Annotated in this window: 19 protein-coding genes, 1 tRNA gene and 1 pseudogene; 14 read left to right on the plus strand and 7 right to left on the minus strand. The window is 61.9% G+C overall.

The features are described from left to right. Nucleotides 1-155: 155 nt before the first annotated feature. Nucleotides 156-689, minus strand: coding sequence for a methylated-DNA--[protein]-cysteine S-methyltransferase (locus tag GA0061103_RS34235; protein ID WP_092720383.1), 534 nt, complete (start codon nucleotides 687-689; stop codon nucleotides 156-158). Between the two features lie 256 nt (nucleotides 690-945). On the opposite strand from GA0061103_RS34235, the gene GA0061103_RS34240 reads away from it, so the two are divergent. Next, complete coding sequence (locus GA0061103_RS34240) at nucleotides 946-1,281, plus strand: DUF6665 family protein (protein ID WP_092720407.1); 336 nt, start codon at nucleotides 946-948, stop codon at nucleotides 1,279-1,281. 3 nt (nucleotides 1,282-1,284) lie between these two features. On the opposite strand, the gene GA0061103_RS34245 is transcribed toward GA0061103_RS34240, so the two are convergent. Then, nucleotides 1,285-2,487: an ROK family transcriptional regulator gene (locus GA0061103_RS34245; protein WP_092720384.1), complete on the minus strand. Its 1,203-nt coding sequence runs from the start codon at nucleotides 2,485-2,487 to the stop codon at nucleotides 1,285-1,287. 229 nt (nucleotides 2,488-2,716) lie between these two features. Between GA0061103_RS34245 and GA0061103_RS34250 the strand changes: the two genes are divergently transcribed. The 13 genes from GA0061103_RS34250 to GA0061103_RS34310 all read left to right on the plus strand — a co-directional run bounded on the left by GA0061103_RS34250 (nucleotide 2,717) and on the right by GA0061103_RS34310 (nucleotide 17,819). After that, nucleotides 2,717-3,955 carry an extracellular solute-binding protein gene (locus GA0061103_RS34250; protein WP_092720385.1) on the plus strand — a complete coding sequence of 413 codons (1,239 nt, stop codon included), beginning with the start codon at nucleotides 2,717-2,719 and terminating at the stop codon, nucleotides 3,953-3,955. 71 nt (nucleotides 3,956-4,026) lie between these two features. Next, nucleotides 4,027-4,911: a carbohydrate ABC transporter permease gene (locus GA0061103_RS34255; protein WP_092720386.1), complete on the plus strand. Its 885-nt coding sequence runs from the start codon at nucleotides 4,027-4,029 to the stop codon at nucleotides 4,909-4,911. After that, a complete protein-coding gene (locus GA0061103_RS34260) occupies nucleotides 4,911-5,756 on the plus strand; it encodes a carbohydrate ABC transporter permease (protein ID WP_092720387.1) in 846 nt (281 codons plus the stop codon). The genes GA0061103_RS34255 and GA0061103_RS34260 overlap by 1 nt, the downstream gene beginning before the upstream one ends. After that, nucleotides 5,753-6,775: an SIS domain-containing protein gene (locus GA0061103_RS34265; protein ID WP_092720388.1), complete on the plus strand. Its 1,023-nt coding sequence runs from the start codon at nucleotides 5,753-5,755 to the stop codon at nucleotides 6,773-6,775. The genes GA0061103_RS34260 and GA0061103_RS34265 overlap by 4 nt, the downstream gene beginning before the upstream one ends. Then, entirely contained in the window at nucleotides 6,776-7,705 is a 930-nt protein-coding gene (locus GA0061103_RS34270) for a PfkB family carbohydrate kinase (protein ID WP_092720389.1), read from the plus strand. Further along, nucleotides 7,702-8,766, plus strand: coding sequence for an ABC transporter ATP-binding protein (locus tag GA0061103_RS34275; protein WP_092720390.1), 1,065 nt, complete (start codon nucleotides 7,702-7,704; stop codon nucleotides 8,764-8,766). Before GA0061103_RS34270 ends, GA0061103_RS34275 begins: the two co-directional genes overlap by 4 nt. Nucleotides 8,767-8,915: 149 nt before the next feature. Then, nucleotides 8,916-10,118 carry an MFS transporter gene (locus GA0061103_RS34280; protein ID WP_092720391.1) on the plus strand — a complete coding sequence of 401 codons (1,203 nt, stop codon included), beginning with the start codon at nucleotides 8,916-8,918 and terminating at the stop codon, nucleotides 10,116-10,118. A 114-nt stretch (nucleotides 10,119-10,232) separates the two neighbouring features. Continuing rightward, the gene (locus tag GA0061103_RS34285) at nucleotides 10,233-10,907 is read left to right on the plus strand and encodes a response regulator transcription factor (protein ID WP_092720392.1); all 675 of its coding nucleotides are present in this window, start codon (nucleotides 10,233-10,235) and stop codon (nucleotides 10,905-10,907) included. Continuing rightward, nucleotides 10,904-12,241 (plus strand): sensor histidine kinase, encoded by a 1,338-nt coding sequence (locus tag GA0061103_RS34290; RefSeq protein ID WP_092720393.1) that lies wholly within the window; start codon nucleotides 10,904-10,906, stop codon nucleotides 12,239-12,241. The genes GA0061103_RS34285 and GA0061103_RS34290 overlap by 4 nt, the downstream gene beginning before the upstream one ends. Nucleotides 12,242-12,519: 278 nt before the next feature. Then, nucleotides 12,520-13,149, plus strand: coding sequence for an outer membrane protein (locus GA0061103_RS34295; protein ID WP_092720394.1), 630 nt, complete (start codon nucleotides 12,520-12,522; stop codon nucleotides 13,147-13,149). 135 nt (nucleotides 13,150-13,284) lie between these two features. Beyond that, nucleotides 13,285-14,409: an efflux RND transporter periplasmic adaptor subunit gene (locus tag GA0061103_RS34300; RefSeq protein WP_092720395.1), complete on the plus strand. Its 1,125-nt coding sequence runs from the start codon at nucleotides 13,285-13,287 to the stop codon at nucleotides 14,407-14,409. A 12-nt stretch (nucleotides 14,410-14,421) separates the two neighbouring features. After that, nucleotides 14,422-17,550 (plus strand): efflux RND transporter permease subunit, encoded by a 3,129-nt coding sequence (locus GA0061103_RS34305; protein ID WP_092720396.1) that lies wholly within the window; start codon nucleotides 14,422-14,424, stop codon nucleotides 17,548-17,550. Then, complete coding sequence (locus GA0061103_RS34310) at nucleotides 17,547-17,819, plus strand: hypothetical protein (protein ID WP_092720397.1); 273 nt, start codon at nucleotides 17,547-17,549, stop codon at nucleotides 17,817-17,819. Before GA0061103_RS34305 ends, GA0061103_RS34310 begins: the two co-directional genes overlap by 4 nt. A 36-nt stretch (nucleotides 17,820-17,855) precedes the next feature. Here GA0061103_RS34310 and blaOXA read toward each other — a convergent pair whose 3' ends face one another. The 5 genes and pseudogenes from blaOXA to GA0061103_RS34335 all read right to left on the minus strand — a co-directional run bounded on the left by blaOXA (nucleotide 17,856) and on the right by GA0061103_RS34335 (nucleotide 19,976). Beyond that, nucleotides 17,856-18,656 carry a class D beta-lactamase gene (blaOXA, locus tag GA0061103_RS34315; protein ID WP_092720398.1) on the minus strand — a complete coding sequence of 267 codons (801 nt, stop codon included), beginning with the start codon at nucleotides 18,654-18,656 and terminating at the stop codon, nucleotides 17,856-17,858. An 11-nt stretch (nucleotides 18,657-18,667) separates the two neighbouring features. Beyond that, a complete protein-coding gene (locus tag GA0061103_RS34320) occupies nucleotides 18,668-18,904 on the minus strand; it encodes an SIMPL domain-containing protein (RefSeq protein WP_141694515.1) in 237 nt (78 codons plus the stop codon). A 117-nt stretch (nucleotides 18,905-19,021) separates the two neighbouring features. Then, complete coding sequence (locus GA0061103_RS34325; RefSeq protein WP_425349583.1) at nucleotides 19,022-19,393, minus strand: hypothetical protein; 372 nt, start codon at nucleotides 19,391-19,393, stop codon at nucleotides 19,022-19,024. Between the two features lie 105 nt (nucleotides 19,394-19,498). Next, nucleotides 19,499-19,717 (minus strand): annotated as a pseudogene (locus GA0061103_RS34330) (sterol desaturase family protein); the annotation flags it as partial. A gap of 182 nt (nucleotides 19,718-19,899) precedes the next feature. Further along, a tRNA-Met gene (locus GA0061103_RS34335) sits at nucleotides 19,900-19,976 on the minus strand. Nucleotides 19,977-20,235: the final 259 nt, after the last annotated feature.

Raw genomic sequence — 20,235 nt, forward strand, 5'->3', positions numbered from 1 at the left:
CTCGACCGTGACGTCACGGTCGGTTGCTAAGCTTGGATATAAGAAATGAAAACAGCCCATCCGAAATGCCGGATGGGCTGTTTTCATATGGGAAGAGCTCCTTGCAACGCACCATCTTTTCCCCTCGGGGAGAAGGGGTTTACGGCAATGAGCGATCACGCGGCGAAATCGAATGTCTTCGTATCCGCGCCCTCAAGCCGCAGCAGATAGGCCTTGCGCTCGAGACCGCCGGCGAACCCGCGCAGATCACCAGCCGATCCCACCACGCGATGGCAGGGTGCTATGATCGAGATTGGATTGCGGCCATTCGCGGCGCCGACCGCACGGATCGCCTTGGCCGAGCCGATCTCGGTTGCGATCTGGCTGTAGCTGCGCGTTTCACCGAAGGGGATGGCGAGCAGCGCCTGCCAGACCTTCTGCTGGAACTCCGTCCCGGCAAAATCGAGCGGCAGATCGAAAGCCTGTCGTTCACCGGCGAAATACTCGCGGAGCTGCCGCTCGGTTTCCACGAGCACGGGATGGCTGCCATCCTCAGCCACGATGAGCAAGGACACACGGCCCGGGCGATCATTGTCCCAGAGGATTGCGGCAAGTCCATCATCGCTGCCGACGAGCTTCAAGGCGCCAACGGGCGAGTTCATGATCCGATAGACATATTGCTTTTCTGCATTCTTCGCATTTTTGGTCATGCCGATATCCTTTCTTTGAATTGCGCTCGTGGCGTCGGGCGAAATTGCCTCTGGTGCAGCGCTTATGTCCCTATTGGACCTCAAATGACGGTCGTCAACCACCCGAAAACGGACAATGGGCAGGAAAATCCCGGCATTTCCTGATTCATATGTGCTCAGCCGCAGGAGGACGCAGGCTCCATGCACATGCTTGGGGAATGGGCTGGAATTGTGTAGAATCGCGGAAAGCCAGATCGTCAAGCATGCGGAGCCCTTTATGACAGTTCGCCCGCCGCGCAATTTCAATCCTTCGCAGACGCACGAGACCGGCCTCGGCATTCTCGAATATGAAATGATGTCGGAAAGGGCGAGCTCGCTCGGCCGGCACGGCATGAAGGTCGAGGAGGCACTCGCCGCCTTGAAGGAAGGCGAGGCCAAGGGCAAGGAGGGCGTCGAACACGAGCGGCTGGTCGATACCGCCGCTGAAGCCGTCTGGGCCATGTTCATCCACCGCGAGATCTGCGGCCTGCGCAACAGCCGCGACGTCATCCAGCGCTACGGCATTCCCAACAAGGTGCTTGCGCGCCTCGGCGCCAGCCCGAGACATCCCTGAATATTAGGACTTCAGGATCGCCTGGAAACGCGGATCGAAGGCATGGCCGATCGGCTCGGCCGCCGCACCGCGTGCCACGGCCCAGGGATCGGTCATGCCGAGCTGCAGGCGCGGCAGCAGCCGGCCGGGGCGATCGGCGTTGGAGGGCAAGAGCGGCTGCATGGCAGCAATCAGCCGCATCGCGAGCGCCGCCGGCGCGCCGCCGCACAGAATCACGGTCTGCGGATCGAAGATGGTTTCAATCAGCTGCACGCTCCAGCGCAGGTCGATCGCCGCCTTTTCGATCCAAGCGAGGATTTCCGGATCGTCGGCAGCGGCGCGCCTGTCGATCAGCGAATAGATATCCGGCGCCATCGGATCGACGCCGAGGTGATCGTAAAGCGAAGCCAGCGAGGCGCGATGCTCAAGCTGGGTCTGCTTCCCGCCGGCCGTCAGCAGCGCCATGCCGATTTCGCCGGCATTGCCATGGGCGCCGCTATAAAGCTCGCCGCCCAGGATCAGCCCGGCGCCGATACCATAGCCGACATAGAGGCAGACGGCGTGGTCGAGCCCATGCGCAGCGCCGACCATGCGCTCGGCCGTCGCGCAGGCCGCAGCGTCGTTCTGCAGGGTGACGTTCAGACCGGTTCCGGCCGATAGGGTTTCGAGCAAGGGGAATCGCTGCCAGGCGCCCATCATCCAGGGGTTGTCGGCATCCTCCTGCTCGATGCCGAAGGGACCGGGCATCGCCGCACCAAGGCCGACGAGGCGCTTCTCCGCTTGCGCCACGCGCTGACTGAGCTCCGCACGCACGTCGGCCACCAGCTGGAGGACGACCGGTGTGCCCGTGGCCGGTCCGCCAGCCGGCAGGTATGCTTCCTTGCGGATGAGGACATTGCCGACAAGGTCGACGGCGATGGCGCGGGTGATGTGACGATCGATCTGCAGGCCGATGGCGAAGGCGCCTTCGGGCACAAGACCATAGGGGGTCGAGGGCTGACCGCGACCGCGGCGCACCGTTTCCCGCGAGGTCACCAGCCCGTCGTTTTCCAGCTCCTCCATGATGTTGGAGACCGTCTGCTTTGTCAGGCGGGTGGCACGGGCAAGGTCCGCGCGGGAGAGCGCGCCGTTGAGCCTGAGGGCGTCGATGATCACCCGCCGGTTATGGGCGCTGGTGCCTTCGTGGTTCGTTCCGCTCGTAGCCCGGATCGGGCGAATATCGTTCATCTGTTTTTGCCTCTTGACACCAATAGAATATTGAAGAACAAATTAGTCAAGACAATTGACTTAAAAGAAACCACAGAGTTTCATCAGGGAACGCAAGCGAGCCTTCTGGCTCCAGAGACGCGCCGATCGATGTTCGGCAGCCGGCCCGGCCAATTGCCTGCTCGACACCCGATGGCGACATCAGCCGCCATTGGAAAAATCGCGTGACTGTCAAAAACTGGAGGATGGAATGTTGAAATCATTGAACAAGACATTGCTCGGCGCAGCGATGATCGGCGTATCCTTCGCCTCGCACGCCTTTGCCGAAACCACCATCAATGCTCTCTTCATGGCGCAGGCCGCTTATAGCGAAGCCGATGTGCGCGCCATGACGGATGCCTTTTCCAAGGCCAATCCGGACATCAAGGTCAATCTCGAATTCGTGCCTTACGAAGGCCTGCACGACAAGACCGTGCTGGCGCAGGGCTCCGGCGGCGGCTACGACGTCGTGCTCTTCGACGTGATCTGGCCTGCCGAATACGCGACCAATAAGGTTCTGGTCGACGTTTCCTCGCGCATCTCCGACGACACGAAGAAGAATGTGCTCCCGGGCGCCTGGACGACGGTCCAGTATGACGGCAAGTACTACGGCATGCCGTGGATCCTCGATACCAAGTACCTGTTCTACAACAAGGAAATCCTTGACAAGGCCGGCATCAAGACGCCGCCGAAGACCTGGGACGAACTGAACGAACAGGCGAAGATCATCAAGGACAAGGGTCTTCTCGCCACCCCGATAGCCTGGAGCTGGTCGCAGGCCGAAGCCGCGATCTGCGACTACGCCACGCTCGTCAGCGCCTATAAGGGCGACTTCATCAAGGACGGCAAGCCGGACTTCCAGACCGGCGGCGGCCTCGATGCTCTGAAATACATGGTCACCAGCTACAAGTCCGGCCTCACCAATCCGAACTCCAAGGAATTCCTCGAAGAGGATGTCCGCAAGGTCTTCGAGAACGGCGATGCCGCCTTCGCGCTGAACTGGACCTACATGTACAACATGGCCAACGACCCGAAGGACAGCAAGGTTGCCGGCAAGGTCGGCGTCGTGCCGGCACCGGGCGTTGCCGGCAAGAGCGAAGCCTCGGCCGTCAACGGCTCGATGGGCCTCGGCATCACCACGGCCAGCAAGCATCCGGACGAAGCCTGGAAGTACATTTCCTTCATGACTTCGCAGGCGACGCAGAATCAGTATGCCAAGCTCAGCCTGCCGATCTGGGCATCGTCCTATAGCGATCCGGCCGTGACCAAGGGCCAGGAAGAACTGATCGCGGCCGCAAAGGTCGGCCTCGCCGCCATGTATCCACGTCCGACAACGCCGAAATATCAGGAACTGTCGACCGCATTGCAGCAGGCGATCCAGGAATCGCTGCTCGGCCAGTCTTCTCCGGAAGATGCGCTGAAGTCTGCTGCCGATAACAGCGGTCTCTGATAGTCTTACCGGGCGGCGCATTGCACCGCCCGCCTCTCATCCTCCATGAAGAATGAAAGAAGGGGCCCGTCATGTCCGGCACCTCCATGACAACTCGCGCCTGGTTTTTGATGCTGCCGCTGCTGGTGGTGATGCTCGCAGTCATCGGCTGGCCGCTCGTCGACACGGTCGGCCTTTCTTTCACCGATGCGAAGCTCGTGGGAACCGGCGGCAATTTCGTCGGCATCGACAACTACGCGAAGATGCTGGCGAATTCCAATTTCCAACGCACCCTGATCACCACGGCATGGTTCGCCATCATTTCCGTCGCCGCCGAAATGGTGCTCGGCGTGCTGGCCGCGCTGCTGCTGAACCAGGACTTTAGGGGTCGCGGCGTGCTGCGCGCGCTGATGATCCTGCCCTGGGCATTGCCGACCGTCGTCAACGCGACGCTCTGGCGCCTGATCTACAATCCCGAATATGGCGCTCTCAACGCCGCCCTCACCCAGCTCGGTCTGCTCGACGCCTACCGCTCCTGGCTTGGCGAACCGGGCACGGCGCTGACCGCGCTCATCGTCGCCGACTGCTGGAAGAATTTCCCGTTAGTGGCGCTGATTGCGCTCGCCGCCCTGCAAGCAGTGCCACGCGATATCGTTGCTGCCTCGCTGGTCGATGGCGCCGGCCCCTTCAAGCGCTTCCGCTTCGTCATCCTCCCTTATCTGGTCGGGCCGCTAATGGTGGCGCTGGTGCTGCGCACCATCGAGGCCTTCAAGGTCTTCGACATCATCTGGGTGATGACGCGCGGCGGCCCGGCAAACAGCACGCGCACGCTGTCGATCCTCGTCTACCAGGAGGCCTTCTCCTTCCAGCGGGCGGGTTCCGGCGCATCGCTTGCCCTCATCGTCACGCTGTTGGTCACGGTGCTCGCCGCCGCCTATGCCGCCCTTGTCCGCAAAACTGCAGGGAGTGCCACCTGATGGAACGCCAGAGCCCGCTCTTCACCTGCTTCATCTATGTCTGCGCCATTTTACTCGCCGTCGTCATCCTCGCGCCGATTGCCTGGCTATTCATCATGAGCATTTCGCCGGCTGCCGATCTCGCCGCCAAACCACTGCGCTGGTGGCCGCAGACTGCGGATTTCTCACGCTACAAGGTGCTGCTCTCGACACTGGAAAACAGCGAAGGTGCGGCCTTCACCTCGTCGCTGCGCAACAGCATCGAAGTCGCCGGCATGGCAACCATCGCGGCCATCGCGCTCGCCATCCCCGCCGGCTGGGCCGTTTCACGCACGCCGTCCGTCGGATGGTCGCTCTCCATGGTCATCGCCACCTACATGCTGCCGCCGGTGGCGCTGGCCGTGCCGCTCTATATGGGCCTTGCCTATCTCGGCCTTCTCAATAACGTCTTCGGACTGGCGCTCGTCTATCTGACAATCCTTGCGCCATTCACGACCTGGCTGATGAAATCCGGCTTCGATTCCATTCCGAAGGAGATCGAAGCTGCGGCGATGATCGACGGCGCCGGGCTGTTCCAGACGCTGCGCATCATCACGCTGCCGCTTGCCATGCCCGTGACGGCGACCTCGGCGCTCTTTGCCTTCCTGCTTGCCTGGGATGAATTCTTCTATGCGCTGCTCTTCACCTCGGACCAGCGCGCAAAAACCCTCACCGTCGCCATCGCGGATCTCGCGGGCGGCCGTGTCTCGGATTACGGACTGATCGCGACTGCCGGCGTGCTGGCCGCCCTGCCTCCGGTGCTGATCGGCCTCGTCATGCAACGCGCCCTGATCTCGGGCCTGACCAATGGCGGCGTCAAGGGATGAACATGACCAAAGAGAAAACCCGCCCCGAAGGCCTTGCCGCCATCGACCGCGAAATGGCCCGCCAGCATGCCGATGCGCTTGCTTCTTTCGAGGCTGCCACCGATATGGCCGCCGAGGTCGCCGCCTCCCTGAAGCGCACCGGCAGGCTGCTCTTGCTCGGCATGGGAGGCTCGCACGCCGTCAACCGCGCCGTCGAACCACTCTATCGCGCCGCCGGCATCGATGCGATCGCGCTACCGCTCTCCGAACAGCTCGGCCAGCCGCTATCGCTGCATGGGCGCACGGTCTTCGTGACCTCGCAGTCCGGCGAAAGCGCCGAAGTCGTGCGCTGGTTCGACGAAACCGGCGGCAATGCCGACACGTTCGGTCTTACACTGGAGGGCAGCTCCTTCCTTGCGAGGACCGCACCTTCTCTCGTCGGCGCCGGCGGCACTGAGCTTGCCTTTGCCGCAACCCGCAGCCTCACCGTGAGCTTCGCGCTGCATCTAGCGATCTTCGCAGCTCTCGGGCAGGACGCAACGCGCGCCCTGGCGGTGTTGCAAGCCCCTGAAACGCCCGACATCGAGCCGGCTCTCACGGCCCTCGCCAATGTCGCAACGGTCGTCACCTCGGGCCGCCGCCTGCAGGGCGTGGCCGAAGCACTGGCGCTCGGCCTCACCGAACTCTCCCGCCGTCCCTGCTTCTCGCTCGAAGGCGGCCAGCTGCGCCACGGCCCGATGGAAATGCTCGGGCCCTCGGTCGGCGTGGTACTCTTTCGCGGCAACGATGCGACGGCGAGCCTCGTGACGGCCATGGCCGTTTCCGCCGTCGAGACCGGCGCACCCGTCATCGTCTTCGATGGCTCCGAGGAAGAACCGGTGCCTGGCTGTGTCACGCTGCGCTTTAAACCGGAAACAGGCCTTGCCGCCATCTTCCAGATACTGCCTGTCGCCCAGTCGCTGATGATTGCCTTCGCCGACGCGCGGGTGGAGAACGCCGGTACGCCGGTGCGCTCGACCAAGATCACCCGGAGTGAATGAATGAAGCCGCTTGCAGTCATCGGCAACGTCAATATCGACCTGATCCTCGGGCCGGCAGCGCCGTGGCCGAAAGCCGGCACGGAGATCATCGTCGATCACGACGAGCTGCGCGTCGGCGGCCAGGCGGGCAATAGCGCGCTCGCCTGGGAAGGCCTCGGCGTCGAATATGAGATATCGGCCAATGTCGGCAACGACCAGTTCGGGCGTTGGCTCAGCGAAGCGTTCGGTGCGCGCAGCAGCAAGTGGCCCGTTCGGCCCGAGGGCACGACGCTTTCGGTCGGCATCACCCATCCCGATGGCGAGCGCACCTTCTTTACGACGCGTGGTCACCTGCCACGATTCAATCTAGCCGATGTGTTTGCGGTCCTGGATGGCAAGACGCTTGCCGGCGGCTATGCGCTGCTCTGCGGCGCCTTCCTCACGGAAGATCTCACACAGGATTACGATGCGCTTTTCGACTGGGCCGACAAGAATCGTATCACCGTTGCGCTCGATACCGGCTGGCCGCTCGATGGCTGGACTGAGGAGAATTGCCAGGCCACGCGGCACTGGCTTTCCCGTTGCGGCGTGGCGCTGATGAACGAAGTCGAGACGACGACCTTGGCCGGTATGGACGATCCGGCCGAGGCTGCTCGTGCGCTCCATGCATTGATGCCTGAAGGCGCCATCTTCGTCGTCAAACGCGGTCCTGATGGAGCGCTCGCCATCGATGCCGACGGCAAGCTCGTTTCGGCCGAAGCGCCAAAGGTCATGGTCGTCGATACGATCGGCGCCGGCGATGTCTTCAATGCCGGATTTCTGGCCGCCCTTGCCCGCAGCGAGCCGCCTGCGGCCTGCCTTTCGGCCGGGACCGCGGTCGCATCCCGCGCCATTTCCACTCTGCCGCGCAGCTACGGCCCGGCCCCAGCATCCGAGGAGGCCGTTCGATGAGCGCGCTCGAAATCCAGAATATCCGCAAGAGCTACGGCGAAGTGGAGACCCTGAAGGGCATCGATATTTCGCTCGAAAGTGGCGAGTTCTTGGTGCTGCTCGGCTCGTCTGGCTGCGGTAAGTCCACACTTCTGAACATCATCGCCGGGCTTGCCGAGGCGACCAGCGGGGATATCCGCATCGGCGATCGCTCCGTGCTCGGCGTGCACCCGAAGGACCGCGACATCGCCATGGTTTTCCAGTCCTACGCGCTCTATCCGAACCTTTCGGTCCATCGCAACATCGGCTTCGGCCTGGAAATGCGCAAAGTGCCTGCCGCCGAGCGCGACAAGGCGGTGCGCGAGGCGGCGAAGCTCTTGCAGATCGAGGCGCTTCTGGAGCGCAAGCCGAGCCAGCTTTCCGGCGGTCAGCGCCAGCGCGTGGCGATCGGCCGGGCGCTGGTGCGCAAGCCCGAGGTCTTCCTGTTCGACGAGCCGCTTTCCAACCTCGACGCCAAGCTGCGCATGGAGATGCGCACCGAGCTGAAGCGCCTGCACCAGATGCTGAAGACCACCGTCGTCTACGTAACGCACGACCAGATCGAGGCGATGACGCTGGCAACCCGCATCGCCGTGATGCGGGATGGCCGGATCGAGCAGCTCGGCTCGCCGGACGAGATCTACAATCATCCGGCAACGCTCTATGTGGCGACCTTCGTCGGTGCGCCGCCGATGAACCTCTTGAACGCCACCGCCGATCAGGGATCGCTCCGCATCGACGGAACCTCGATCACCCTGCCGATGCCGGCGACAAAAGCTGACATCAAACAGGGCCAGCAGCTGGTGATCGGCATCCGGCCGGAAACGTTGCGCCTTGAGCAAGACGGCAAGCTTGAAGCCGTCTGCGAAGTCGCCGAACTCACCGGCCCCGAGCTGATCGTGACGGCGCAGGCGGGCTCGCAGCGGCTGATGGCATGCCTGCCGCCGCGCACCGTGATTGCCGAGGGACAGACGCTAAGACTCGGCTTTGACGCCAGTGCCTTGCATCTCTTCGACCGCGCCAGCGGCCAGCGCTGCGGATAGGCCTCCAAGCCCGGACGCATAATCACTAAGGACGGCTCTGGTAACCATTGCGGTTTCCGGTGCCATCCGTGGAAATTTTCGATTCCCGTAATGTTACCGCAAGGCAGAGCCCTGAACCTGACGATGCAAACGATCGTTGGGAAAGAATCGTGTTTCAACAATTTCAACGCAGCACGCGCTGGCCTTTCATCGGGCTTCAGTTGAGCAATGTCACCCTGAACGCCAGCCACGCCTTCGCGACCGTCCTATATCCCTGGATGATGTACGATCTCACCGGCAGCGTGGTGTGCATGGCACTGATGGCCTTCATCAACGGGGTGGTGATCTTGGTCGGCATGGTCTTTGGCGGCTATGTGGCGGAGATGCTCGGAATCCGCTGCACCGCCCTCATCTCCGCAAAGGTCGGGTTGCTGACCTCGCTGCTGATTGCGGTCCTCTATATGGCGGACTTCCTGCATCCGGGCACCTTCCTGCTTCTCGGCTTCATCGGTTCCATCCTCGATGGGCCGGCGACGGTCGCGACCGAAGCAAAAACCCCGGAAATCGCCCGCCTTTCGAGATTGCCCTCGGCGACAGCCAATTCCATCGATGACACGATCGACGGGGTTGTTCTGTTGACGGCGTCGGCCGCCAGCGCCTTCATCATCGCCATTATCGGCCCGAAAGATGCGGCCTGGTGGATCGTCGTCGGCAACTTCGTCGCGATGATGCTCCTGTCCTTCAGCCTGCCGAGATTCCGTCTGGGGGCCACACCGAAGCTCGGCGATATCGTCAGTGCCGGCAGGCGACTGCGTGCTTCGGCCGTGTCGCTGCCATTCACGCTGTGGGCAAGTGCTGCGCTCGGCTTCTTCATCGTGCTGCAGGTCTTTGTCGTGCCGGCCGCGTTGCGGCTCGAGGGGGCATCGGTGGCATGGCTCGGGCTCTTCATTGCAGCATCGGCGACCAGCACGATCATGATGAACCTGCACCTGGCGTCCCGCCATGCGATGCCGGCGCCGGCGGTCATCGTCTCCAGAGCCCTTCTCGGCCTGGCGCTCTCGATGTGCATTCTATGGATGCAGATTTCGCCGCTGACGATGATGCTTGCCGGTCTCGTGGCCGGACTGGCGAATGGCTGGCTCTCGCCCGCCTTCGTTGCGATCCTGCAGATGAAGGCGCCGCGCGACTGCCGGCCCTACATGATGGGTCTTTCCTATTCGGTGGTTCTGCTGTTTCTTCCGCTGGAATATATGCTGACGGGCGCTGCAATCGGTCTGACCTCGTTCCGCACGACCTGCATCCTGTTGATCTTTCTGCTGTCGCTCGCCGCCGCCGTCAGCGCGGCCTGGCTCGAATGTATCCAGACCGACTGACCGAAAACGCCTATAACGGCCGATGATGCGGCATGCGCCCGATTGCGCGCAATGATGCCGTAATGTTCATCGCTATGTCTTGGACGACACTAATTCGTTTCATGGAGGGTGCGAATGCGCCTCTTGCTTGTAGAGGATGAGCCGCAGATGGCCGAAGCGCTCGCGACCGCCCTGCATCAATACGACATCATCGTGGATCACGCCCCGAACCTCGATTTTGCCAGAGGCGCCATTGCCGAGCAGGTGCATGACATGATCGTGCTCGACCGGCAGCTGCCTGATGGCGATGGATTGGAGCTGATCCGGGATCTGCGCGCGATCGGTGCCACGACGCCTGTCATCGTGCTCACCGCCCGCGGCTCCGTCGCCGATCGCGTCAAGGGCCTGGATTTCGGCGCCGACGATTATCTCGCCAAGCCCTTCGCGCTGGAGGAGCTGCTGGCGCGCATCCGCGCTTTGATGCGCCGGCCAGCAACCGTTGCCCCGATGATCGCCAGGCTCGGCAGGCTGGAATTCAACCTCGACGACAGGGAAGCGCGGATATCGGGCAAGGTCCTCGATCTGCCGCGGCGCGAGCTTCTGGTGCTCGAAACGCTCGTCCGCCGCCAGGGCAGAACCGTGCTGAGGGCGGCACTGGAGGAGGCCGTCTATGCCTTCGATGACGAGATCCAGTCGAACGCGCTTGATTCGCACGTATCGCGGCTTCGCAAGAAGCTGGCCGACGCTGAGGCCGATGTTGAAATCCACGGCATTCGCGGCGTCGGCTATCTCCTGAGGCCGCTTACATGAAGCGTCTCAAATCAAAATCGCTGAAGCGGCGGCTGATCGCACAGCTCCTGCTCTTCCAGGCGGGTATCCTGCTGCTGTTCAGCGTCGCCTTCGTCGCCTACCTGATACAGGCGGGCGAAGGCATCGTTCTTTCCGATCCCGCATTCGCCGATGCGGCGGCGGGTGCGATCGAACGCAAACCCGATGGCCATCTCGTGCTCAACGAAACGGAAGAACTTGCAAAGATACGGCAACGCTCCGTGGATTTCTGGTTCGTCGCCCGCAGCGACAAGGGCGAGATCATCCAGACCGGCAATGTCCCTCCGGTTTATGCCGCGATGGCGGAGAACCTCGATCGCATAACCTTCGGCGACATCCGGGACACCAAGCCGCCCTTCTCGTACCTGGCCGTCATCCGCAACGTATCCGGCCCCGCTGGCGACTTTACGGTACTTGGCAAGGGCGATGTGTTCAGCATGACCTATGCCATCCTGCTGCTCTCGAACCTGCTGATGGTGCCGATCCTTATCCTGCTCGTCATCATCACCATCATCGTCATTCCGTGGATCGTGGGCCGGGCATTTTCCCGCCTTTCCGTCATCGCGAAGGAAGCGGAGGCCATCGATATCGACCGGCGCGGCTACAGGCTGCCGGAGAGCGGCATTCCCCGCGAGGTCATGCCGCTCGTCAACGCGATCAACGGCGCCCTGCAGCGCCTCGACGAGGGGCATGAGCGCCACCAGCGGTTCATTCTCGATGCGGCGCACGAATTGCGCACGCCGGTCGCCATTTTGCAGACGCGCGTCGAAACGATCGCCGAAGGGCCGATCCGCAGCAGGCTCCTGTCTGATGCCGGCCGCATCGCGGCTTTAGCCGAACAGCTGCTCGATCTGCAGCGCCTTGACGTTATCGGCGCGAATTTCTCCTCGGTCGATCTGGTGGAGATTTGCCGCAACGTCGCAGCCGACATGGCACCGCTGGCGATCGCACAGGGCTACGATCTCTCGCTCGAGACCAGGCTCGACCATCTGATTATCCAGGGAGATGCCGGTGCGCTGCAACGAGTCGTCCTCAATATCGTCCAGAACGCGATCGAGCACGCTGGCGGCAAGGGGAACATCACGATCCGGATCGACCGGCGATCCATCATAGAAGTGACGGACGAAGGGCCTGGCATACCGGCGGCGGAACGGGAGCGGATCTTCGAACCGTTCCACCGCCTTCAGCCGCATGAGCACGGCGCCGGGCTCGGGCTCAATCTGGTGAAGGAGATCATGCAGCGCCACGGCGGCCATGTCGTCGTTACCGACAATCCGCAGGGCGGCGCCTGTTTCCGCCTTTGCTTCCCGAGCTGACCGCCTGGCCTGGCCCGCCGGGCTAGGTCGATCTTTAATATTTAGTTAAGAAATTGCCAACAACTGCATAAAAATACTCGATAATTTTTCAATATTTTCGAATCCTGCAATGTATCCGCAATTCTCACCGGCAAAATGACCTGCATCTCCCGACGTTGATCCGCTCTCCCAAGACGGACGGCATCGGAGAGCAGCAGGAACCGATGTCCGGTTCTCCAACGCAACAGAGACCTTGCGAGCGCCTAGGGACGGCGCATGGGTTTCGTATGGAGTTAGCAATGTCGCTTAGCGCAAAATCTTTTCTGTTCGCGGCTCTGGCCTTGGCGGCCGCGGCCAACGCCTCTGCAGCCGATCTCACCACTTACCAGGCGCCGGATGCCGGCTATGACCGGCCAGCCGCCTTCCAGTGGAGCGGTGCTTATTTCGGTGCCCATAGCGGTATCGCCTCGCCGAAGTTCAACCCTTTTGCCGATGGCAAGGGCCTGACCGGCGGTGTGCAAGCCGGCTACAATTTCCAGGTGGGGCCTGGCATCGTCGGCGCCGAACTCGAAGGCTCCTACCTCGGAAACAACGAGCTGCGCGTGCCGAACGGCAAGGTGGAAGAACGTTTCCGCGGCGCCGTCAAGGCAAAGGCCGGTCTGACCTTCGATCGCACTCTCGTCTACGGCACAGCGGGTCTGACGATGACGAAGTTCGAAGGCGGCAAGGGCGTTTCCACCTCGGACGGCTGGAAGCAGGGCTATCTGTTCGGCGGCGGCGTCGAACAGGGCTTCGGCGGCGGCCTGTCGGCCAAGATCGAATACAACTACGTCATGACTAATGACGTCTCCACGACGACATCAAGCGGCAAGTCGAAGACCGACCTGCGTGACCATGTCATCAAGGCCGGTCTGAACTATCGCTTCTGATCGCCGGTCTGCAGAGGTCGGCACGCCTTTCAAGCCAGGGCGCGCCCGACGGAGAGCGGCGGAGGATGGCTTTGAAACCCCGCGTCTATCCTCCCGCCGCTCTCGATCATGAAATGAAATCATGATGTTGGTGCCATGATGAGCCATATCAAGAATATAATGATCGCCTTCGTTCTGGTGGCGCTGGCAATTGCAGCCGCGATGGTTGCACCGGACAGCAATGATGCGCTGGATGCCGGGCAGACGGCCAGCATCAAGGCGAAAACGGTCGAGGTCGCTCCCATGGAAGTGATGGAGGTGCATCGCCGCAACTACCGGCAGGCAATCCGCATCAACGGTTTCATCCAGCCGGCTCGCCGTGTGATGCTTACAGCCAGATTGTCCGGCACAGTGGCGTCCGTCGAGGCCGATGTCGGGACGGCGGTGCAGGCCGGCGCCGTCATCGCGCGGTTCGACACGGAAACGCTAGTGCTGTCCCTCAACAAGCTGGTCGCCACCGCCGAAGCCAAGGCGGCGACGCTGGCGCGAGCGCAGAAGGATCTCGAACGCACCCGCAGCCTCGTCGCGACCGGCGGTGTCGCCCAGGCGAAACTGACCGAGGTCGAGACCGACGTCGCGGTCCTGAAGGCTGAACTGCGCGCCCTGCAAGCGGAAGAAGCGGAAGCGCGGCGCGCTCTGGACGATGCGGTCGTCACCGCACCGTTTGACGGTGTCGTCAATAGCCGGAAGATCAATCCCGGCCAGGCGGTGTCGATCAACACCGAACTCTTCGAAATCGTCGATATCGCCAGGCTGGACCTGGTGGCTCTCATCCCCCCACAAGAGAGCGCCGGGCTTTCGATCGGCCAGACGGCGGAGATCGAGATTGAGGGTCTGCCGAAGAAGCCTCTCTCCGCACGGCTGGATAGGATCAGCCCCGCGACCGTCGACGGCTCGCGCTCGCTGCAGGTCTACCTGCGGTTGGAACAGACCGTGGCGGGTCTTCGCGGCGGCATGTTCGGCCACGGCATGCTGCAGATCGAAAGCCATGACGACATTGTTGCTGTTCCCGCGACAGCGGTCGCCAACGAAGGCGGAGAGACCTTCATCCGGACGATTACGAGTGGCACCATCCGCCGGCAACCCATCGTCCTCGGCAATGCCAGGGTTGGAGAAGACCTTGTCGAGGTTCAGAGCGGATTGAACGAAGGCGATCATGTCATAACCGCTCCCCTCAAAGACGCCGCGACCGGCACGCCGGCCAAGATCGCCGGACGCTGAGGATCACTCCCCATGTTTCTTGCCCGTATCTCCATTCAGCAGCCGGTTTTCGCCACCATGATGATGGTGGCCATCGTCGTGCTCGGTATCGTCGCCTGGTCGCGCCTGCCGGTCGATCTCCTGCCTTCGGTGGATCTACCGACTGTCATCGTGTCGACCAATTTTGATGGCGCTTCGGCGCTGGCCGTCGAGCAGCAGGTCAGTCGTCCGATCGAGGAAAGCATCGGCGCCATCTCCGGCATCAAGAAGATCTCTTCACAATCGTCGACAGGCAATTCGCTCGTCATTGCGGAATTCACCCTCGAAACGCCATCGCGAGCAGCAGCCGATGAGGTGCGCGACCGCATATCGCGATTGCAGGACGTACTTCCCGACGGTGCCGATCGGCCACTCGTCACGCGCTTCAACCCGCAGGATGCGCCGATCATGTCGCTCGCGGCCTTTTCCGCCGATATCTCCATCAGCCGGATGACCGAGATTGTCGATACCACGATCGTGCCGCGGCTGCGGCGTGTGCCAGGTGTCGGCCAGGTGACGCTGGTCGGCGGCAGCGAAGATCAGGTGCGCATTCAACCCGACCCGGTGAAGCTGCAATCCTTCGGCATCCCGATCCCGAGCCTGATCGAGGCCATTCAGCGGGCGACCCGCGACAGCGCCATCGGCTCCGTCGTCTCGTCCACGCGGGAGCGCAGCATCACCGTCAGCGTGCAGCCGGGCAGCGTCAGGGAATTTGCCGATATCGTCATTGCCCAGGACAGCGCCGGCCGCGCCGTCCGTCTCTCGGAAGTCGCCGACGTGATGGAAGCGGGCGCCGATCCGAAAAGCAAGGCCTGGTTCAACGGCAAGCCGGCCCTCGGCCTCGACATCGTCAAGCTGGAAGGCGCCAATACCGTCCAGGTGGCAAAGGGCGTTGAGCGGGCGCTTGAGCAACTCAGGAAGGAGGATGCGCTTCGGGATATCGGCATGGTCGTCTCGCAGGACAGCTCGCGCACCATCGTCGGCCAGATCGGCGACGTGCAACGCACCATCATCGAAGGCGGCGCGCTGACCATCGTCATCGTGCTCCTGTTTCTCAACTCCTGGCGCTCGACCATCATTACGGCGCTGACCCTGCCGGTCGCTGTTATCGGGACCTTTGCGGCAATCGCGGTTCTCGGCTTCAGCCTCAATCTGATGACCATGCTGGCGCTGTCGATCTGCATCGGCATCCTGATCGACGATGCGATTGTCGTGCGCGAAAACATCAGCCGCCACGCGGCCATGGGAAAAGATCGCAAGCAGGCCGCATTGGACGGCACCACGGAGATCGGGCTTGCCGTGTTGGCAACGACCTTTTCCATCGTCGCGGTCTTCCTCCCCGTCGCCTTCATGGGCGGGGTGATCGGCCGCTTCTTCCTGCAATTCGGCGTGACCGTCTCCGTCGCCGTGATGATTTCGCTTTTCGTCTCCTTCACGCTCGATCCTATGCTGTCGAGCGTCTGGGCCGATCAGCCGAATGGGAAACGCAAGGGAAGGCTACAGGCGCTGCTCGATCGCTTCGACAAGGCTTTCGAACGGATCGCCCACGGTTATGGCGGCATGGTCGGCTGGTGCCTGGACCATCGCGGCGCAACCTCGCTCGGCGTGCTTGTCCTGTTTGCCGCAAGCCTTTGCCTCATTCCCAGGATCGGCATGGAATTCGTGCCAAAATCCGATCAGGGCATGGTTGCTGTCGGCCTCACCCTGCCGGAGGGATCGTCGGTCGACTATACGGCCGCGAAGATCCGGCAGACCGAAGACATTCTGAGGGAGTATCCCGACATTAGGGATCTCTATTCGACCGTCAACAGCGGCGACGGCGCCAATACCAACGAGGCCAGGATTGCGGCCTCGATGGTGGCGCCGGAGAAGAGGAGCATGACTTCGGTGGCGATCGCGCCAAAGCTGCGCGAGGCGCTGAGCCCTGTTGCCGGAACGAGGATCGAGGTCGGGCAGCCCGGCGAAGTCTCCGGCGCACAGGCCAAGACCATCCAGATATCAGTCCTCGGCGGCGACTTGACCATCCTGGAAGAGATATCCCGCGATATGATGGCCAAGCTCGGCAAGATCGCGGGTGTTATCGACCTCGAATCCTCGGCGGACAAGAAACGGCCGATGCTGATGGTGCGTTTGCGCGCGGATGAGGCGGCCGATCTCGGAATTTCGACCGCGACCATCGAGCGCAATCTCCGCCCGCTCGTTGCCGGCGAGAAGCTGACAAGCTGGGCGCATGGCGGCGACGAATCGCGCTACGTCGCCATCAGGCTGCCGGAGACCGGGCGCCGAACGGTGGAAGACCTCGCGCAGATCCCGATTCCCATCGAGCGCGGCAGCAAGACAGGCCCTGCAGCCACCGTGCCGCTGTCCCAGGTGGCCGATATTACCGAGACCCTGGCACCGAAGACCATTATCCGGCGCGATGGCGATCGCGAGGTTCGCCTTTCGGCCAATCTGAACGGCCGGCCGCTCGGCGATGTCGTGCGCGATATCCAGGCATTGATATCAGCAGAGACCATGCCGGCAGGCTATCGCATGACGATCGGCGGCGAGGCCGACGACATGGCCGAAAGTTTTGGTTATGCGGCGCAGGCGCTGCTTCTGGCTATCGTCTTCATCTATCTCATCCTTGCCTCGCAATTCGGCTCCTTCGTGCAGCCGATCGCGATCATGACCAGCCTGCCGCTTTCGATCAGCGGAGTGCTGATCGGTCTTCTCGTCACGGGATCGACGATCAACATCTTCTCTGTCATCGGCGTCATCATGCTGATGGGCCTCGTCACCAAGAACGCCATTCTGCTTGTCGACCATGCCAACAAGCGGCGTCGGGAGGGCGCAAGCATGCGCCAAGGCCTGATCGATGCCGGCATTGTCCGCTTTCGCCCGATCGTCATGACCACCTCGGCGATGATTATCGGCATGATGCCGCTGGCGCTCGGCTTTGGCGAAGGCGGGCAGGAGCGCGCATCGATGGCGCATGCCGTGATCGGCGGCCTGCTGTCCTCGACGGCGCTGACGCTCGTCTTCGTGCCGGTGGCCTTGTCGTTGATCGAAAGCTGCCGGACAATGCCGGCGTTGAGGAAGAGTGGATCGGCAGCCGGTCCGATGAAGGATGCAGCCGAATGAGAGAGCGGGTTCCCTGGTTCCGCGTCAAGACCTACGGTTACGGAGCCGGCCTGCCTTGCCGCTGGCAGGGCTGGGCGGCAATTGTCGTCTATGCGCTGGTGCTGGCGGCTGCCGTCTCGGTCGTGGCCCCCTATGGGGATAGGCATCCGATCGCCTATGCGGTCGCGATCGGCCTCCCGACGGCAGTTCTGATTTTTGTCGTCTGGTGGAAAAGCGACGCCCCATGGCGCTGGCGATGGGGCGAATTCGAGGACATGAAGGAAGATTGATACTCCGGCTTCAGACGGAGCATTGCTGCTGCGAGATCAAAGCGCCTCGGGTCTGGAGAACAGGTCGGCGAAAAGAGCGTCGCGCGTTCTCTTGCCGGCCGACCCGGCTATCTTCCGCTCCTCGCCCGCGAGGCGCGCAAAGATGATCCTGCGATCTCCCTTGATCGCCCAGCCGACGAACCAGCCATACATCCTGTTGCCGTCCGGGCGCGATCCGGCTTTCGACGCCGGCATGGCGCCGGTCTTGCCGAAAACATGCCAGCCCGATGGCTGCACTCCATAGTCGGCTATCTTTGCCGTCATATCATAGGCTTGATCGCTGACACCGAGCTCGCGGCGGACCAGCTTGCGGAGGAACACCAGCTGTTCGACCGGCGAGATCTTCAGTGACGAGCCGAGCCAGGCATGGGTCAGGCCATCATGCTTGCCGGGATTGCCCGACACGTCGCGGTTGCCATAATCGAACTTCTGGACGTAGGCCTGAAACTTCTGAGCGCCCAGTGCCTCGGTGAGGCGCTGGGAATACCAGACGATGGATTTTTCCATCCAGAGCCGCGGTGTTGCCTCGTCCTCCCAGGACGTCGCCCAATCCGAATAGCCTCTAACATAGGGCCAGACGGGCTTGGATTCATCGGTGAGAATATGGGCATCATAGCCCATGAGGCTGAGGGCAAGCTTGAAGGTCGAAGCGGGAGAGAGGGTACGATCGCAATCGCCTTCCCTCACCAGCGCCTTGCCGGTCTCGACATCTTCGACGAGGGTGCAGATGGTTCCGGCATTCGCAATGGCCGGAGTCGCAATAAAGGCCGCGGCGACGAGCAGACGTATTCTTCTCATGTTTCCTCCCCTCATCGGGCGACCAGATAGGACACCGCCACGCGGGCGGTGATGACATTCTTGCCCGTCACGATCGGCACGCCACCATCGGAACTTCCGGCACGCAATCTGGCCTCGGTCGAGGCATAGGGAAAGACGGTTGCAGCCGGCTGGTCTTCGATCGCCACGATCGGCCCGAGCTTGAGGCTGGAGGCTTCCGCGATGGCGGCGGCGCTTTTCATCGCCGATGACACGGATGAAGCCCGCACCCTGCCCTAATTTCTCCTGGGCATGCGATGGCGTAGTCACGGCGAACGAGAGGCCTGCAAGGGCAGCCATAATAGCGAAACTGAGTTTCATATCCCGAAATCCTGCGGCTCGAGTGTTCATTCGCATTCCAGCGAAGGCTGGCGGAAGCTCGTCACATACCAATCCGAGCCGGAGCTGCGCGTGTAGAAGGTATAGAAGCATTCCGTATGCTCGACGTAACCGGGTGTTTCGGTGACTTCATAGCGCTTGCCACGGCGCGTATCCCTGATTTCGCCGCTCGATTGGCCAGGGACCACCTGCGTCTTCTGCTTCCGCCACTGGTAGGCGCGCTCACCCGGGCGCAGATCATAGACATTGTCCGGCGGTCCATAATCGACCATTACGCTGCTGATCGACGCGCCAATATAGCTTTTCATGATTTGCGAGGCGCAGGCAGACAGGATCAGCAGGAGCGTAAGAGCGGCAATACCAAGCGGAAGCCGCTTCATGCGAATGGCAGACATCAGACAAGTCCTTTGCAACTGACAGGAGATTGCAGGCAGAGGTACGTCCCAGGGATTACGGTAGCATTGCGCCTTGCGGCACCAGCCGCTTTTTGTCGAGCGGCCAAGGATCTGGCGGACGTCTTCCTTGCGGAAAGGCTGCGCCAGCTGGCCAAGGAAGCCTTTCCCGACTTCGCCGCGGATGCCGATGTCCTTCGAGGACGGCCGGTCGGGATTGAAATAGGTGCCGAACAGCAGATCGAAGAACACGACATTCTCGCCGTAATTCGTGTTGCCCTCGCACATATCCTTGGAGTGATACCAGCGATGGCTTATGCCTTAGCGCGGGGGATATTTGTGTTTGGTGGTGGAAAGAATTGGTTGCGGGGGCAGGATTTGTTATTTTCTGTCCCGCGGCGTCGGCTTTGCCTCCTTGCGGGCCCCTGATGAGGCGTTAAATCCTCGACCCGTTACCAATACAAAAAGCCCGCTTGATGCGGGCCTTTTTGTATTGGTTGCGGGGGCAGGATTTGAACCTGCGGCCTTCAGGTTATGAGCCTGACGAGCTACCGGGCTGCTCCACCCCGCGTTACCAGCGTAAGCCGCTTTGCGGCTTATCGCGCCCGAGCAAACCCTTGGGGTTTGTCGTGTGTCCCCTTGGCCTGTTATTTCAGGTTGGCAAGGGGATAATTGCTTGCTTATCAGAAGCGACAAAGGCCGCTTGTGAGCGGCCTATTGTAACACGGCCTGGGCCGTTATTCGATCAGAGAAGATTGTTAGCCTCATTTTTGATGAGGTGAGGCATAAATCGATTTCATCGATTTAGCGTGAGTTGCGATTAGCAGACC

Source organism: Martinezella multihospitum, from assembly GCF_900094585.1.
GTDB lineage: Bacteria > Pseudomonadota > Alphaproteobacteria > Rhizobiales > Rhizobiaceae > Rhizobium > Rhizobium multihospitium.

Excerpts from the sequence above, each read along its gene's own strand:
- GA0061103_RS34235 (WP_092720383.1), bottom strand. The coding sequence starts at position 689 with ATGACCAAAAATGCGAAGAATGCAGAAAAGCAATATGTCTATCGGATC.
- GA0061103_RS34240 (WP_092720407.1), top strand. The coding sequence starts at position 946 with ATGACAGTTCGCCCGCCGCGCAATTTCAATCCTTCGCAGACGCACGAG.
- GA0061103_RS34245 (WP_092720384.1), bottom strand. The coding sequence starts at position 2,487 with ATGAACGATATTCGCCCGATCCGGGCTACGAGCGGAACGAACCACGAA.
- GA0061103_RS34250 (WP_092720385.1), top strand. The coding sequence starts at position 2,717 with ATGTTGAAATCATTGAACAAGACATTGCTCGGCGCAGCGATGATCGGC.
- GA0061103_RS34255 (WP_092720386.1), top strand. The coding sequence starts at position 4,027 with ATGTCCGGCACCTCCATGACAACTCGCGCCTGGTTTTTGATGCTGCCG.
- GA0061103_RS34260 (WP_092720387.1), top strand. The coding sequence starts at position 4,911 with ATGGAACGCCAGAGCCCGCTCTTCACCTGCTTCATCTATGTCTGCGCC.
- GA0061103_RS34265 (WP_092720388.1), top strand. The coding sequence starts at position 5,753 with ATGAACATGACCAAAGAGAAAACCCGCCCCGAAGGCCTTGCCGCCATC.
- GA0061103_RS34270 (WP_092720389.1), top strand. The coding sequence starts at position 6,776 with ATGAAGCCGCTTGCAGTCATCGGCAACGTCAATATCGACCTGATCCTC.
- GA0061103_RS34275 (WP_092720390.1), top strand. The coding sequence starts at position 7,702 with ATGAGCGCGCTCGAAATCCAGAATATCCGCAAGAGCTACGGCGAAGTG.
- GA0061103_RS34285 (WP_092720392.1), top strand. The coding sequence starts at position 10,233 with ATGCGCCTCTTGCTTGTAGAGGATGAGCCGCAGATGGCCGAAGCGCTC.
- GA0061103_RS34290 (WP_092720393.1), top strand. The coding sequence starts at position 10,904 with ATGAAGCGTCTCAAATCAAAATCGCTGAAGCGGCGGCTGATCGCACAG.
- GA0061103_RS34295 (WP_092720394.1), top strand. The coding sequence starts at position 12,520 with ATGTCGCTTAGCGCAAAATCTTTTCTGTTCGCGGCTCTGGCCTTGGCG.
- GA0061103_RS34300 (WP_092720395.1), top strand. The coding sequence starts at position 13,285 with ATGATGAGCCATATCAAGAATATAATGATCGCCTTCGTTCTGGTGGCG.
- GA0061103_RS34305 (WP_092720396.1), top strand. The coding sequence starts at position 14,422 with ATGTTTCTTGCCCGTATCTCCATTCAGCAGCCGGTTTTCGCCACCATG.
- GA0061103_RS34310 (WP_092720397.1), top strand. The coding sequence starts at position 17,547 with ATGAGAGAGCGGGTTCCCTGGTTCCGCGTCAAGACCTACGGTTACGGA.
- blaOXA (WP_092720398.1), bottom strand. The coding sequence starts at position 18,656 with ATGAGAAGAATACGTCTGCTCGTCGCCGCGGCCTTTATTGCGACTCCG.
- GA0061103_RS34325 (WP_425349583.1), bottom strand. The coding sequence starts at position 19,393 with ATGAAGCGGCTTCCGCTTGGTATTGCCGCTCTTACGCTCCTGCTGATC.